We start from the raw sequence: 14614 nt of genomic DNA, 5'->3' as shown, positions 1-14614 counted from the left end.
TTGGTTATGGTTCTCCAAAAATTCAGAATTTAAGAGGAAAAAATGGATAAATTGTAAAATAAACCTAACTTATAGGATATTTGATATTGAAAAATACAGATTTTGAAAAGCGGCGATGGGAGACTGTGGCGCAGGTGCTTGGGATATGCGGGATGATAATGATTTTTTTTTGTACCAGCGCGTTTTCCCTGACACCGAAATTACAGGGTTATCTCATTGATCCCAATGAAATAAATCAGATACATCCGGTTGATAAAAAAACAATAGCGGGTGTTTTCAAAACCGGGGATACCGCATCCACTGTTCTCAAGCCGTATCTGCCTTTGAAAACCATTTTTCAGCTTGAAAAACAGAGCCGGCCCATATTTCCTTTTACCCGGTTCAAAGCGGGCCGACCCTTTAGTGTGACGCTTTTTCAGGGTGATTTTTCAGAGTTTGAGTATGAGATCGATGCCCGGTCCAGATTGGTGATTCAAAAGACCGGGAATCAATTTGACGTCATTAAAACACCGATCCAGTATGAGATCAAAGAAGAGACCATCCGCCTGGATGTCGAATCTAATATCAGTACGGCGTTGAAAAAAGCGGGATATTGTCCGTCTCTGGCCTGGGAACTCTCTGATATTTTTGCCTGGGACATTGATTTTGCAAAAGATATTCAGACGGGAGACCGGTTTCAGTTACTGGTGGAAAAACAATTCAGACATGGAGAATACAAAGGGTACGGACAGGTTCTGGCAGCGGTATTTGTAAATAACGGTAGTCCTTACAGGGCATTTCGCTACACAGACACGAAAGGACGTGCCGGATATTACGATGAAAAGGGAAAATCCCTTCAAAAATCATTTTTAAAATCGCCGGTGAATTATTCCAGGATCAGTTCCTATTTTTCCAACAGCCGGCTTCATCCTATCCTGAAAGTGAAGCGGCCGCATCCGGGAATTGATTATTCAGCCCCGAAAAATACCCCCATCAAAACCGTGGCAGACGGTGTGATCAGGGAAATAGCCTACAATAAAACCATGGGCAGATATATCACCATCCAGCATATCAACGGATATGAAACCAGCTATTTACATATGAACAGTTTTGCCAAAGGGATGAAAAAAGGCGGTTCCGTTTCCCAGGGAGATGTGATCGGGTATGTGGGAAAAACAGGCCTGGCCACGGGATACCATCTGGATTTCAGAATGACCAAAAACGGCCGGCACATCAATCCTCTGGATACGCCGAAGATCCAGGTGGAGCCGATACCCGAGGAAGAGATGGACCGGTTTGAAAACAGGGTGGCCGAATATGTGGAAAAATTGACGGACGGCCAGTCCGTGGCCCTGTCTTCGCCCTAGCCGGAGAATATATGGGAAATCCACTTCGGGAGCGCACGATCAGACAATTGCAGCCGGGGGATACCTTCTGCTTTTCCCGGCGGTTTTCACAAGAGGAAACCCACGCGTTCGGAGATCTGACCCGGGACTATAATCCCGTGCATTATGATTCGAGATGGACCCGTTCCAAAGGGTTCAAAGGCCGGATCTGTCACGGGCTTTTAGTGGGAGGCATGATCTGCGAATTCGGCGGCCAGGTGGGATGGCTGGCCACGGGAATGAATTTCAGATTTCTGCATCCTGTATATTTTGACGATACCATTCAATGCAAGATCACATTGACCCGTTTGGAGAAAACCGGCCGGGCTGAAGCCAAAGCCGAGTTCACCAACCAGGACGGGCGTCAGGTAGCCCTGGCCGCCATGACCGGCCGACTGCCCCTTGAAGACGAAAAAAAGTTGCTGAACCAAATGGTTCAAGAAGGCGATCCTTCCAATAAACTGGCCAACCAGTCTGAATACCGCATCAATCAGGATGCGGCGGTTTCATGGGAATGATGAAGGCCTGTGCGGGGATGAATTATCGGAATTCTTTGTAATTGATACCATATTTGGCAGCTTTATAGGAGAATTTCCGTACGGTGATCTGAATCTGCCGGGCCGCCTGCTTGATGTTTCCTTTGGTATTTTTCAACGCATCCATGAGAATTTCTTTTTCCAGGCTTTCCACGGCCGCTTCCAGTGACAAAGGCAGGGTCTTGGATTCGGTGCCGGTCTGGAGGGTGGCCGGGAGGTGATAAGAATGGATCGCGCCGTCGTTGCAAAGGATCACGGCGCGCTCGATGCAGTTCTCCAGTTCCCGGACATTGCCGGGCCAGTGGTATTCCATCATCATATCAATGGCCGGGGTGGTGATCCGTTTGATATCCTTGCCATGGGTTTTCCGGTATTTTTCCAGAAAATGGTCGGCCAGAAGAATGATATCGGTTTTTCGCATGCGCAGGCTGGGAATGTATATGGGAAACACATTGAGCCGAAAATACAGATCATCTCTGAACCGCCCCTGCTGGACCATTTCTTCAAGATTGGCGTTGGTGGCGGCCACAATGCGGACATCCGTCTGGATGGGTTTGTATCCGCCCACACGTTCAAATTCCTTTTCCTGGAGGACCCGCAACAGCTTGACCTGAGCACCCGGTGCCATGGTGCCGATTTCATCCAGAAAAATCGTGCCCTGATCCGCCAGTTCAAATTTGCCTTTTTTCAGGTGAGAAGCCCCGGTAAACGCCCCTTTTTCATGGCCGAACAGTTCACTTTCAATCAGATTCTCCGGAATGGCGGCACAGTTGATCTTGATGAACGGTTTGTGATGCCGTTCTGAATTGTAGTGGATGGCGTTGGCCACCAGTTCTTTTCCCGTGCCGCTTTCCCCGCGGATCAACACCGTGGCCGAAGAAAAAGCGACCTGGGCGATCATCTGGAGCACTTCCCGCATTTTATTGGAATTGCCGATGATATTGGAAAAACTGTACCGGTTTTCCAGTTCGGATTTGAGGCGCAGGTTTTCCGTTTTAAGGACTTCTTTTTCCTGCCTGACTCGTTCAATATTGATGACATGGTGGGCCAGCATGGCCGCCACCACGGACAAAATTTTTTCGCCCTGGTGCAACGATTGTTTTCCCTCAAACGGCCGGTCTGCACTGATGGCGCCCACCACCTGATTTTCTTTTTTTATGGGCACACAGATAAAGGAATACTCCTGGGCCTGCGTCATGTTCCGGGAATGGGTTTTGTCTAAAAACAACGGCTCTTTGCTGATGCGGGGAACCACAGCGGGTTTACCGGTCTCAACCACTTTGCCGATGATGCCTTCTCCGGGAAGGTATTTGATTTTCTGCGTGGTTTCCTGAGAAATCCCATGGGCGATTTCTATGCGGATTTCTCCGTTTTCCCGGTTGGTGAGAAAAATAATTCCCCGGACCAGGTTCATGGATTCAGCCAGAACCGTCAACACCTTGAACAATGATTTTTTCATGTCCATGTGCTGGTTCAAAGCTTCGCTGATTTCATACAGCAAAGAGATTTCTTCAATGGATTTCATATGAAAATTTCCCGGCAGAGGCTGAACCGGATGGCCGGGCCGGGGTCAGGACAGTTCCAGTTCCGTGGTTGAGTCCGGGGCATAAGGCGGTTCCTGTGCAGCGGTTTTTTCAAGGGCCAGAGTGTCCAGATGATGTTCCACATGAGCCCTGAGTTCCCTTTCCGGATCAAGGGATTCCGAATAATAATTGAGAACCCACCACAGTTCATTGAGTTTATCCTTGTTGTCCTGCCACCAGGAAACAGATTCTCTGATGGCTTCAGGACTGTGGAGTTCCAAGTTTATTTTTTTGTAAAAATCGTAACACATGCTGCGGGTCACGGGTTTCAGGTTCAGTATACTGACCGTACTTCTGCTGATCATACCTGCCTCCTTTAAACCTAACACCATCATGGAATAAATAAACTGTTCCTGTTTACATGAAACCCTTTTAATTGTAAACCGAAAAATTTCTTGGATTTTGGGGTTGCATCTTCAACCATGGATACGGTATCTTGTATTGTTTTCAACCCATTGGCGCAAAATGAAAGAAACAGATATTTTGGGAGACAGACCTTTTATCACGCTGGTTGTCGGCGGTTGCAGAAGCGGTAAAAGCCGGTTTGCATTGAACGCCGCCAATGCCGTTCCCGGACGGCGAAAAATTTTTCTGGCCACCTCCGTTCCTAAGGACCTGGAAATGACAAACCGGGTGCAGGCCCATCAGGCGGAGCGGGGAAAAGACTGGATAACGGTGGAAGAGCCGGTAAACATCCATGAGAGTATTTCAGCCCATGCAGATACGGCAGATGTGATTTTAGTGGATTGCCTGACCCTGTGGCTTTCAAATATGATGGCTGCTCATATGGATGATAAAGAGATTGAAAACCGGTTTGAAAAAACAGCGCAAGCCTGTTGCAGTACCCCATGTCCGGTCTTTCTGGTCAGCAATGAGGTGGGGTCCGGGATTGTGCCGGAAAATTCTCTGGCCCGGAAATTCCGTGATCTGGCCGGTCACATGAATCAGTTCATGGCAGACACGGCGGACCGGGTGGTGCTCGCTGTGGCCGGCCAGGCCCTTCAGATCAAACCGGGTGGAAAACGGATCTCACCATGAGCGGCCCTTCATGACATCTTCTTTCAGATTAACCCAGTTTTTTACCGATCTGCGGGCCGGGCTGCTGTTTCTGACAATTCTGCCGGCCGGCCGGGATGCCGCATATTCTCCCATGGGCATGATCCGGTTTTTTCCGATAATCGGGTTGATTTTAGGCAGTCTGGTGGTGCTGACGGATGTGATTGCCTCCCGGCTGTGGCCGATGCCGGTTGCGGCATTGATGGATCTGCTCTGTCTTCTGATTCTTACCGGCGCTTTTCATATGGACGGGTTGGGCGACACGGCGGACGGTATTTTCAGCCACCGGCCCAAAGAACGGGTCCTGGAAATCATGAAAGACAGCCGCATCGGAATGATGGGCCTGGTCACGGTTGTCGGGGTACTGGCCGTGAAACTGGCAGGTATTTATGCATTAAAACTCAATGCAGGGCCGGGTGATATGTTGCTGGTCCTGCTGCTGGTGCCGGCTTATGCCCGGGCCGGCATGATCTTCGGCATCCGGTTTCTTCCCTATGGCCGAAAAAATGCCGGTACCGGCCTGGACCTGTTTGCTGCACCCCTGGGCGCGAAAAATTTCATTTATTGTCTTATTCCCTTGTGTTTGTCTGTGTTTTTAGGATATACGGGCCTGGTTTTAAATTTGGTGTTTGTCATTACCTGTCCGGGTATTTTATGGTTTTACAAAAAAAAAATGAACGGCATCACAGGGGATATGCTCGGGGCCATGACCGAATTTATGGAAGCGATATTGTTTCTCGCCTGCGGAGCCGCTTTTGTGTGAAATAAGGATGGTATCATGATTATCGGTCACGGCGGCAACAAAACAGCACTGGCAAAGCAGCTGGGGTGTCATGTGGATGAAATCATCGACATGAGTGCCAACCTCAACCCTTTGGGTCCCCCGGAACGAATTAAAACCGTCATACAAAACAATATTTCCGCCATCGGGCACCTGCCGGAACCCGACGCCTGGTCCATGGTTCAGGGGTTTTCCCGATACCATGATATTGATCCGGAAACCGTGATTGCGGGCAATGGGACCACCTGGTTCATATACACCCTGCCCCTGGCATTGCAGGCTCAAAATGTGCTGATTCTGGGACCGACCTATTCAGATTACGCGGATGCCTGCCGGATGCACCACATTGAACCCAAGTTCTGGATCGCTGACTTTGAAAATGGATTTGTGCCGGATCTGGAAGCGGTATCAAAGATGGCGGCCCATGCGGATCTGGTGTTTATCTGCAACCCCAACAATCCCACCGGCGTGCTGCTGGACCCGGCATTTGTCACCACGTTGCTGCAGCGACATCCCCGGGTGTGTTTTGTGGTGGATGAATCCTATCTGCCGTTTGTGGATCATAGTGAAGATGTGTCCCTGATCCAGGCCGGGCCGTTTCCCAATCTGCTGGTGCTTTCCTCCATGTCTAAGATATTTGCCATTCCCGGGCTGCGTACCGGGTTTCTCAGCGGGGCCCCTGACTGGATTGAAAAAGTGAGAGACTTTAGCCAGCCCTGGCATGTCAATGCCCTGGCCCAGGTGGTGATCCAGGATATTTTTGACCATCCTGAACAGATTGCCCCGTTTTATGAAACCACCCGGGCCTTTATCGCCCGGGAAAAACAATGGTTTTTGCAAAAACAGGAAAATTTCTCCGGCCTGGTGCCGGTGCCCGGCCATACCGGATTTATTCTGGCCCGGCTGGAGAATCACACGGCGTTACCGGTGTGTGAACGGGTGGGACAGGACCGGATTTTAATCCGGGACTGCGGAAATTTTCACGGGCTGAATCAACGCTTTGTGCGATTCTCCCTGAAAGACCGGGCAACCAATATGAAACTGGCTGACAGCCTGGCAAAGGCCCTGACTCAATGATCGAACCAGGCGGGTATATTCTGATCACTGCATTTATCCTGGATTTTTTTCTGGGGGACCCCCGGCAGCTTCCCCATCTGGTGGTGGGCATGGGTAAAGCGATTCACTTTTTCGAGCCCCGTTTCCGGCAGATGTTTAAAAACCCTTTGACAGCCGGAATTTTTTTCACGTGTTTTCTGGTGGGGACTGCCTATGGCATGGCCTGGGTTTTGACCGGTTGGGCCATGAGGATTCATCCGCTGCTGGGTGCGGGTGTTCAGACGCTCCTGCTGTTTTACTGTTTTTCCATTAAAGGGCTCAAAGATGCCGCCATGGCTGTGGTGGCATCTTTGTCCATCAAAGATCTGAAAACCGCCCGGAAAAAATTGAGCCTGATTGTGGGCAGAGACACCCGGACCCTGGATGAATCAGGGGTTACCCGGGCTGCGGTGGAGACGGTGGCGGAAAATTTTGTGGATGGATTTCTGGCCCCGCTCTTCTGGGCACTGGTACTGGGAGTGCCCGGCGCAGTGGCTTATAAAATGATCAATACCCTGGATTCCATGGTAGGGTATCGAAATGAGACCTATGTGTTGTTCGGCCGGGCATCAGCCCGCCTGGATGATGCGGCCAATTTTATTCCGGCACGGTTGTCGGTTTTTGTGATCGCGGTTGCGGCGGCATGTCTGCCCAACATCTCCGGAAGAAGGGCATGGCGTACCGGATGGTCCGAAGGCCGGCAGCATAAAAGTCCCAATGCGGGATTTCCGGAGGCTGCATTTGCCGGTGCCCTGAAAATTCGTCTGGGAGGACCGAGCATCTACCATGGCACGCGGGTGGACAAACCATATATCGGCAGCGTGTTTAATGACCCGGATATTTCAGCGGTTCATACCGCCTGCCGGCTGATGCAGACAGCATCCATCACCGGACTGGTAGGGGCCCTGGTTCTGATCGCCTTGAATTTCACTGTCTTCAAGGGTTTTTAGGGATGAAAAAACGGTTTCGGCTGGGTACCACCTCTTTTATTTTTCCGGATCATATTCTTCCCAATGTCCGGAAGGTCGGCCGGTTTTTCGATGAGATCGAACTGCTGATATTTGAAAGCATGCCGGATACCGTGCTGCCCACAGACACGGAAATTGCGGAACTGGCACAATTGTCCGGGCAAATGGATGTCACATACAATATCCATTTGCCCACGGATGTGAGTCTGACCCATGCGTCGGCCCAGGCACGGCAGCATGCTGCCGAGACCCTTGCCCGGGTAATCGATCTGTGCCGGCCCCTGAAACCTTGTACACACACCTTGCATCTGGAAATGGCGGGTCATGAAACACCCGAAGATGTGACTGCCTGGCAGCAGGCGGCCTGGGACGGCCTGGCCCGGCTGATGCGGTATCTGCCGGATCCCGGGATGGTTTCCGTGGAAACGCTGGATTATCCGCCGGATTATCTGCTGCCGTTGCTGGCGGCCCATGATCTGCAGGTGTGTCTGGATGTGGGGCATCATTTCCGGTACGGGTATGACCTGCAACACAGTGTGGATATGTTCAAAAACCGCATTGCCGTGATGCACCTGCACGGGGTGATGGCATCCGGACAGAAAATCCGTGACCATGTCGGGCTGGATCGACTGCCTTTGGATCAGCTGTGCCAGGTCATGGATGTGTTGAAAACATATGAGGGCACCGTCAGCCTGGAAGTATTCAATCGAAGGGATCTGAACCGGTCTCTGGCGGTTCTGTCAGACGTGTTTGAACAGATCCCGGCCCCGGTGCCGGGTTGAAGCAACTGTGACAAATATGATATGTTCAGGCATACAATATGTCTGAAACGATAAAGGAATGAATATGGGTTCTCTGGTGATGCCACGAAGAAAAACCCGCCAGATCCGGGTGGGGCCGGTGATGGTGGGATCTGATGCCCCGATTTCAGTCCAGTCCATGACCAATACACAGACCCGGGATACGGCAGCCACCATTCAGCAGATCCATGCCCTGACTTCAGCCGGGTGTGAAATCGTCCGGGTGGCGGTGCCGGAAATGGTTGATGCGCTGGCCATCCGGGAGATCAAGGACCGGATCACCATCCCGGTGATCGCGGATATTCATTTTGATTTCAGGCTGGCTCTGGCAGCGGCCGAGTCCGGTGCAAACGGGCTGCGCATCAATCCGGGCAATATCGGGGCACGGCATAAAGTCAAACAGGTGGCGGACTGTGCCAGATCCCACGGCATCCCCATCCGCATCGGCGTGAATGCCGGGTCCCTGGAAAAAGAGATCGCGCAGCGGCTGGGAACCACTGCCGCCGCCATGAAGGAAAGCGGGCTGGCCAATATCCGGATACTGGAGGATCTGGGATTTGATGATATCAAGGTGTCTTTGAAAGCCTCGGATGTGGCCCGGACCGTGGAAGCCTACCAGCTGCTGGCCGCTGAAACCGATGTCCCGTTTCATGTGGGGGTGACCGAGGCCGGCGGATTGTATGCCGGGATCACCAAATCCGCCATCGGTATCGGTTTGCTGCTGTCTAAGGGGTTAGGAGACACCATCCGGGTGTCTTTGACCCGGGATCCGGTGGAGGAGATCCGTACCGGGTATGAAATTCTGCGGGCACTGGGGTTACGTCAACGGGGCCCGGAGATCATATCGTGTCCCACCTGCGGCCGGTGCCGGATCAATCTGTTTAAAATTGCCGAAGATGTAGAAAAAGCTTTACTTGAACGGGATACTCAGATTAAAGTTGCTATTATGGGATGTGTTGTGAACGGGCCGGGGGAAGCAAAAGAGGCGGATATCGGTATCGCCGGAGCCGATGGTACCGGCATTTTGTTCAAAAAGGGAAAAGTATTTAAAAAAGTGGCCCAGGATCGGCTCGTGGACCAGTTATTGTATGAAATCGATAAAATGACGAAAAATTCGGAGGATGTGAATGGGAGCAAAAAATAAAACAGCCATTACCCCGACCCGGGAAGAAGATTATGCCCAGTGGTATCAGGAAATCATCAAGGCATCGGACATGGCGGAAAATTCCCCGGTCAGAGGGTGTATGGTCATGAAACCCTGGGGGTATGCCATCTGGGAGAACATCATGAATCAGATGGATGCCGAGTTCAAGAAAACCGGGGTTAAAAATGCCTATTTTCCCCTTTTCATCCCGTTGTCATATCTGGAAAAAGAGGCCGAGCATGTGGAAGGGTTTGCCAAGGAATGTGCCGTGGTCACCCATCATAAACTGGAAAAAGGACCGGACGGAAAACTGGTGCCGGCGGGTGAACTGGCGGAGCCGTTGATTGTCCGGCCCACCTCTGAAACCATTATCGGTGAATCCATGTCCCGGTGGACTTCCTCGTACCGGGATCTGCCCATTCTGCTCAACCAGTGGGCCAATGTGGTGAGATGGGAGATGCGCACCCGCATGTTTCTGCGCACCAGCGAGTTTCTGTGGCAGGAAGGACATACGGCCCACGCCACCAGAGAGGAAGCCGTAAAAAGAACATTGCAGATGCTGGATTTGTATGCAAACTTTGTTCAGGACCGGCTGGCCATGCCCGTGATCAAGGGTCGAAAATCTGAATCGGAACGGTTTCCCGGTGCGGATGACACCACGTGTATTGAAGCCATGATGCAGGACAGGAGAGCCCTTCAGGCCGGAACCTCCCATTTTCTGGGACAGAATTTCGCCAAAGGATCAGATATCCGGTTTCAGAATGAAGACGGCCAGGAACAGTTTGCCTGGACCACGTCCTGGGGGACTTCCACCCGGATGATCGGCGGCATGATCATGGTTCATTCCGATGATGACGGCCTGGTGGTGCCGCCCCGGATCGCCCCGGCCCATGTGGTGATTCTGCCGATTGTGAAAAAAGATCAGGACAACTCACAAGTACTGGAAAGTGCTGATGCATTAAAGGCGGCCCTGAATGAAAAAATGTATCATGGCAGGGCCGTGGAAGTGGAGATTGACGACCGGGATATCGGTGGGGCCCGGGGATGGGACTGGGTGAAAAAAGGGATCCCCGTCCGGGTGGAACTGGGACCCAGGGACGTTGCCGCCGATACCGTGTTTGTGGCCAGAAGAGACAGGGAGGCCGGCCAGAAGGAAAGTGTGGACAGAGAAACGTTCATCAATACCATCACCGACACGCTGGACCAGATTCAGCAGGTATTGTTTGACCGGGCCCTGGCATTCCAGAAAGAAAACACATTTCACGTCGATACCTGGCAGGCGTTTGAAGAGATTTACAAGGATGCCAAAGGGGCTCATAACGGCGCATTTGTCTATGCCCACTGGTGTGGTTCCAGGGATTGTGAAGAACGCATCAAAAAAGAATTGTCCGTCACCATCCGGTGTATCCCGTTTGATTCTTCCAAAGAAGCCGGCAAATGCATCTGTTGTGACAAGCCAAGTGAACAGCGGGTATTGTTTGCCAAAGCCTATTGATCAGGTAGTCAGCGATATCCGGGATAAGGACGGACCATGATTCGGATCACGGACATACTGGATACCATTTCAGAGTATAATCCGGATGCGGATCTGGATATCATTGACCGGGCCTATGTATATTCAGCCCGGGTCCATGAAGGGCAGGTGAGGCTGTCTGGTGAACCTTATCTGTCTCATCCGCTGGAAGTGGCTCAGATTCTGGCGGATATGCGGCTGGATGTGGAAAGTATTGCTGCAGCCCTGCTGCATGATGTGATTGAAGATACACCTGCCACCAAGGAAGATATTCAGGACCTGTTCGGTCCGGGGGTGGCCCATATTGTGGAAGGGGTGACCAAATTATCAGCCCTGCCGTTTTCCAATAAAGCGGCCCAGCAGGCGGAATCGTTGAGAAAAATGATTCTGGCCATGGCCGATGACATCCGGGTGGTGCTTATCAAGCTGGCGGACCGGCTGCATAACATGCGGACCCTGAAATATCACAAAAAACCGGAAAAACAGGCGGCCATTGCCCAGGAAACGCTGGATATCTATGCGCCCATTGCGGCCCGGTTAGGGATATTCTGGGTGAAAAACGAACTGGAAGAGATCGCTTTTTTCTACACCCTGCCCGACGAGTATGAACATATCGATGCCATGGTGAACCGGGCCAAGGATGAAAAAGAAGACTATATCAAAGAGGTGTCCACCAGCCTTCATTATAAAATGGAAGAGATGGAACTGCCCTGTGACATCAAGGGCCGGTACAAGCAGCATTACAGTATCTACCAGAAAATGATTTCCCAGAATCTGGATTTTGATGAGGTGTATGATATCATCGCCTTTCGCATTATTCTGGACACCGTGCCCCAGTGTTATGCCGCCATGGGTGCCATCCATTCCATGTGGAAGCCCATTTACTACAAGATCAAGGATTATATCGGCAATCCCAAACCCAATATGTATCAGTCCATCCATACCACGGTCATCGGCCCCAAAGGGGAGCGGGTGGAAATTCAGATCCGGACCCGGGAGATGGACCGGATTGCTGAATCCGGTATCGCGGCCCACTGGAGTTACAAAGAAGGGACTCATATCGATGAGAACACCGGGGAGATGTTTGCCTGGATTCGGAATCTGGTGGAAAATCAGGAAAATTTCAATGATCCGGATGAATTTCTGGAAAATGTACGCATTGATCTGTATCCGGATGAAATCTATGTGATCACCCCGGCCGGAGAAATCAAGACCCTGCCAAGGGGGGCAACGCCGGTGGATTTTGCGTATCTGATTCATACGGAAGTGGGTGCGGAATGTACCGGTGCCAAAGTGAACGGAAAAATTGTTCCTTTGGCCCATGAACTCAAGACCGGAGATACCGTTGAAATCATCACCACCAAAGGGCATACCCCCAGTCCGGACTGGCTTACCTTTGTCAAAACAGTCAAAGCCAGAACCAAGATTCGCGGCCTGATCAATGCCCGAGAAAAAGAGCGCTCCTATTCTCTGGGAAGAGAGATGTGTGAAAAACTGTTCCGGAAGAAAAATCAGAACTTCAATGCCTTGATCAAATCCGGACATATCGGAGAGGTTGCGGACACATTCGGATTCAAATCCGTGGATGATCTCATTGCCCATGTGGGATTTGGTAAACTGACGCCCATGCAGGTCCTGAACAAGGCCCTTCCTAATCTGGAAAAAGAAGGCAAAGAAGAAGAAGAGGCGATTCTGCCTAAAAGTGCCGGCAACCGGTCAAAAAAATCAGATACCGGCATTATTGTCAAAGGACTCAACGATGTTCTGGTCAAATTTTCCAAATGCTGCAATCCGCTTCCCGGAGATCCCATCACCGGGTATATCACCCAGGGTCAGGGCGTTACCATTCACCGGAAAAACTGCATCAATGTTTTGAAAATGAGTCCAGAGCGGCTGATCGATGTGCAATGGAGCGGTGAGTATCATGATTCCTATCCCGCCAGTATCCGGATCAAAACCGATGACCGGTTCGGTCTGCTGGCAGACATCGCTCTGGTGATAACCAAAAATAACGCCAATATTCTCAACGCCAAAACCGATACATCCGATACCGGGGTGGCCATGTTTTATTTTACCATTATGGTGGAAAGTTCAAGCCAGCTGCGTAAAATCATGTCCGCTCTCAGACGCGTGAAAAAAGTAACGGAAGTCAAACGGGTGGTTCGACATGAATAACTGTATATCGCTTGTTTATCCGGAGATGTGAATGAAAAAAATTTTTATTCTGGACACCAATGTGATTCTTCATGACAGCGGGTGTGTTCACCAGTTCAAGGACAATGATATCTGTATCCCCATCACGGTGATAGAAGAGCTGGATAAATTCAAAAAAGGCAACAACATCATTAATTGCAATGCCAGAGACTTTTTGAGAACGCTGGATGCATTGTCCAGTGAAAAAATGTTTGAAAAGGGTGTGCCTGTTGCCAATGGGAAAGGCTCGATTTCCATTTGTCTGGATATGGCCCTGGATGAGGTCATAAAAAATAATTTCACGGAAATCACATCTGATATCAAGATCTTGAACATCGCTTATATGGTGGCCAAAAAACACCAATTTAAGAATGTCATTTTTGTTACCAAGGATGTGAACTTACGCCTTCGGGCCAGATCCATTGGATTGAAAACAGAAAATTATAATTCGAAATTTGTTGAAAACCTGTCAGACATGTACACGGGTCTTCAGGTCTTGGAACATGTTTCCCCACAGGTTTTCGATGCATTGTACAAAAAACCGTTTGAAGTGCCCATGTCCGTTCTGGAAATGGATACCACATTTTATACCAATGAAAATCTTATTTTAAAAAATGGATCCAACTCGGCACTGGCCGTTTACGATGGGCCGCGTCAGTTTGTTCGATTGATTCAGCCAACGGTATGTTACGGCATCAAACCCAGAAACGCCGAGCAGACATTTGCGCTTCATGCCATGCTCAACCCTGATATTCCGCTGGTGACCGTGTCAGGTAAAGCAGGGACGGGTAAAACCCTTTTGGCCCTGGCAGCAGCGCTGGAAAAAAAACAACAGTACCGGCAGATTTTTGTTGCCAGACCGGTCGTGCCTTTGAGTAACAAGGATTTGGGATTTCTTCCCGGAGATGTGGCTTCCAAACTGGATCCGTATATGCAGCCGTTGTACGACAACCTGACTGTGATCCAGAACCATTTCAACGAACAGAATACACAGGCCAAACAGATCCGGGAACTTCTTGAGGAGGAAAAAATCGTGATCACCCCCATTTCCTACATCCGGGGGCGATCCATTGTGCGGGTATTTTTTATTGTGGATGAGGCGCAGAACCTGACACCTCATGAGGTGAAAACCATTATCACCCGGGCCGGAGAAGGTACTAAAATTGTTTTTACCGGGGATATCTTCCAGATTGATCATCCCTATCTGGACAGTCAGACCAACGGCTTGGCCTATATCATCGAAAAGATGAAAGGTCAGCCGCTGTATGCCCATGTCAATCTGGAAAAAGGGGAACGATCCGAGCTGGCGGAGCTGGCGGCCAAAATTTTATAAATTTCAGGCAGCCTTTGTCACTTTTCCGGCTTTGATGCAACGGGTGCACACATCGATTTTTTTGACACACCCGGGTTTGATAAGTGCACGAACCCGCTGCAGGTTGGGATTGAAACGCCGTTTATTTAAGTTGTGGGCATGACTGACATTATTGCCAACCATCGGTTTTTTGCCGCAAATAGCACATTCTTTTGACATTTTATCTACACTCCCAAAATTGATTTAATCAAAACTAAAACCTGAAATTT

At 50.3% G+C, this 14614-nt stretch carries 14 protein-coding genes; 11 read left to right on the top strand and 3 right to left on the bottom strand.

All coding sequences use genetic code 11. The features are described from left to right. Positions 1-152 precede the first annotated feature (152 nt). Together DPO_RS14890 and DPO_RS14885 are read left to right on the top strand one after the other, a co-directional pair. Entirely contained in the window at positions 153-1346 is a 1194-nt protein-coding gene (locus tag DPO_RS14890) for a M23 family metallopeptidase (protein WP_152427679.1), read from the top strand. 11 nt (positions 1347-1357) lie between these two features. After that, on the top strand, positions 1358-1882 hold the full coding sequence (locus DPO_RS14885; RefSeq protein WP_006966887.1) for a MaoC family dehydratase: 525 nt from the start codon (positions 1358-1360) through the stop codon (positions 1880-1882). A gap of 22 nt (positions 1883-1904) precedes the next feature. Here the strand turns inward: DPO_RS14885 and DPO_RS14880 are convergent, their stop codons facing one another. Together DPO_RS14880 and DPO_RS14875 are read right to left on the bottom strand one after the other, a co-directional pair. Further along, a complete protein-coding gene (locus DPO_RS14880; protein WP_006966885.1) occupies positions 1905-3425 on the bottom strand; it encodes a sigma-54 interaction domain-containing protein in 1521 nt (506 codons plus the stop codon). A 45-nt stretch (positions 3426-3470) separates the two neighbouring features. Further along, positions 3471-3788, bottom strand: coding sequence for a hypothetical protein (locus tag DPO_RS14875; RefSeq protein WP_006966883.1), 318 nt, complete (start codon positions 3786-3788; stop codon positions 3471-3473). Positions 3789-3948: 160 nt separating this feature from the next. On the opposite strand from DPO_RS14875, the gene cobU reads away from it, so the two are divergent. The 9 genes from cobU to DPO_RS14830 all read left to right on the top strand — a co-directional run bounded on the left by cobU (position 3949) and on the right by DPO_RS14830 (position 14366). Continuing rightward, the gene (gene cobU, locus DPO_RS14870; protein ID WP_006966882.1) at positions 3949-4521 is read left to right on the top strand and encodes a bifunctional adenosylcobinamide kinase/adenosylcobinamide-phosphate guanylyltransferase; all 573 of its coding nucleotides are present in this window, start codon (positions 3949-3951) and stop codon (positions 4519-4521) included. Between the two features lie 10 nt (positions 4522-4531). Then, a complete protein-coding gene (locus tag DPO_RS14865; RefSeq protein WP_006966881.1) occupies positions 4532-5302 on the top strand; it encodes an adenosylcobinamide-GDP ribazoletransferase in 771 nt (256 codons plus the stop codon). A gap of 15 nt (positions 5303-5317) precedes the next feature. Next, on the top strand, positions 5318-6397 hold the full coding sequence (locus tag DPO_RS14860) for a threonine-phosphate decarboxylase (RefSeq protein ID WP_006966880.1): 1080 nt from the start codon (positions 5318-5320) through the stop codon (positions 6395-6397). Next, positions 6394-7365 carry an adenosylcobinamide-phosphate synthase CbiB gene (gene cbiB / locus DPO_RS14855; protein ID WP_006966878.1) on the top strand — a complete coding sequence of 324 codons (972 nt, stop codon included), beginning with the start codon at positions 6394-6396 and terminating at the stop codon, positions 7363-7365. The genes DPO_RS14860 and cbiB overlap by 4 nt, the downstream gene beginning before the upstream one ends. Positions 7366-7367: 2 nt before the next feature. Next, the gene (gene cbiR / locus DPO_RS14850) at positions 7368-8165 is read left to right on the top strand and encodes a cobamide remodeling phosphodiesterase CbiR (RefSeq protein WP_006966876.1); all 798 of its coding nucleotides are present in this window, start codon (positions 7368-7370) and stop codon (positions 8163-8165) included. A gap of 64 nt (positions 8166-8229) precedes the next feature. Beyond that, a complete protein-coding gene (gene ispG / locus DPO_RS14845; RefSeq protein WP_006966874.1) occupies positions 8230-9327 on the top strand; it encodes a flavodoxin-dependent (E)-4-hydroxy-3-methylbut-2-enyl-diphosphate synthase in 1098 nt (365 codons plus the stop codon). Beyond that, complete coding sequence (gene proS / locus DPO_RS14840; RefSeq protein ID WP_006966872.1) at positions 9311-10822, top strand: proline--tRNA ligase; 1512 nt, start codon at positions 9311-9313, stop codon at positions 10820-10822. Before ispG ends, proS begins: the two co-directional genes overlap by 17 nt. A gap of 36 nt (positions 10823-10858) precedes the next feature. Then, on the top strand, positions 10859-13015 hold the full coding sequence (locus DPO_RS14835; RefSeq protein WP_006966871.1) for a RelA/SpoT family protein: 2157 nt from the start codon (positions 10859-10861) through the stop codon (positions 13013-13015). Between the two features lie 31 nt (positions 13016-13046). Beyond that, positions 13047-14366: a PhoH family protein gene (locus DPO_RS14830; protein ID WP_006966869.1), complete on the top strand. Its 1320-nt coding sequence runs from the start codon at positions 13047-13049 to the stop codon at positions 14364-14366. A gap of 3 nt (positions 14367-14369) precedes the next feature. Here the strand turns inward: DPO_RS14830 and rpmB are convergent, their stop codons facing one another. Next, positions 14370-14564, bottom strand: coding sequence for a 50S ribosomal protein L28 (rpmB, locus tag DPO_RS14825; RefSeq protein ID WP_006966868.1), 195 nt, complete (start codon positions 14562-14564; stop codon positions 14370-14372). Positions 14565-14614: the final 50 nt, after the last annotated feature.

This window comes from Desulfotignum phosphitoxidans DSM 13687, assembly GCF_000350545.1.
GTDB classification, from domain to species: Bacteria; Desulfobacterota; Desulfobacteria; order Desulfobacterales; family Desulfobacteraceae; genus Desulfotignum; species Desulfotignum phosphitoxidans.
Note: the sequence above shows the minus strand (reverse complement) of the source record. Positions and strands in the feature narration are given on the sequence as shown.

Bases quoted from the DNA above. Each gene is read 5' to 3' on its own strand.
- ispG (WP_006966874.1), top strand. From the start codon at position 8,230: ATGGGTTCTCTGGTGATGCCACGAAGAAAAACCCGCCAGATCCGGGTG.
- rpmB (WP_006966868.1), bottom strand. From the start codon at position 14,564: ATGTCAAAAGAATGTGCTATTTGCGGCAAAAAACCGATGGTTGGCAAT.
- DPO_RS14875 (WP_006966883.1), bottom strand. From the start codon at position 3,788: ATGATCAGCAGAAGTACGGTCAGTATACTGAACCTGAAACCCGTGACC.
- DPO_RS14890 (WP_152427679.1), top strand. From the start codon at position 153: ATGATAATGATTTTTTTTTGTACCAGCGCGTTTTCCCTGACACCGAAA.
- proS (WP_006966872.1), top strand. From the start codon at position 9,311: ATGGGAGCAAAAAATAAAACAGCCATTACCCCGACCCGGGAAGAAGAT.
- DPO_RS14885 (WP_006966887.1), top strand. From the start codon at position 1,358: ATGGGAAATCCACTTCGGGAGCGCACGATCAGACAATTGCAGCCGGGG.
- DPO_RS14880 (WP_006966885.1), bottom strand. From the start codon at position 3,425: ATGAAATCCATTGAAGAAATCTCTTTGCTGTATGAAATCAGCGAAGCT.
- DPO_RS14835 (WP_006966871.1), top strand. From the start codon at position 10,859: ATGATTCGGATCACGGACATACTGGATACCATTTCAGAGTATAATCCG.
- cbiR (WP_006966876.1), top strand. From the start codon at position 7,368: ATGAAAAAACGGTTTCGGCTGGGTACCACCTCTTTTATTTTTCCGGAT.
- DPO_RS14860 (WP_006966880.1), top strand. From the start codon at position 5,318: ATGATTATCGGTCACGGCGGCAACAAAACAGCACTGGCAAAGCAGCTG.
- cbiB (WP_006966878.1), top strand. From the start codon at position 6,394: ATGATCGAACCAGGCGGGTATATTCTGATCACTGCATTTATCCTGGAT.
- cobU (WP_006966882.1), top strand. From the start codon at position 3,949: ATGAAAGAAACAGATATTTTGGGAGACAGACCTTTTATCACGCTGGTT.
- DPO_RS14865 (WP_006966881.1), top strand. From the start codon at position 4,532: ATGACATCTTCTTTCAGATTAACCCAGTTTTTTACCGATCTGCGGGCC.
- DPO_RS14830 (WP_006966869.1), top strand. From the start codon at position 13,047: ATGAAAAAAATTTTTATTCTGGACACCAATGTGATTCTTCATGACAGC.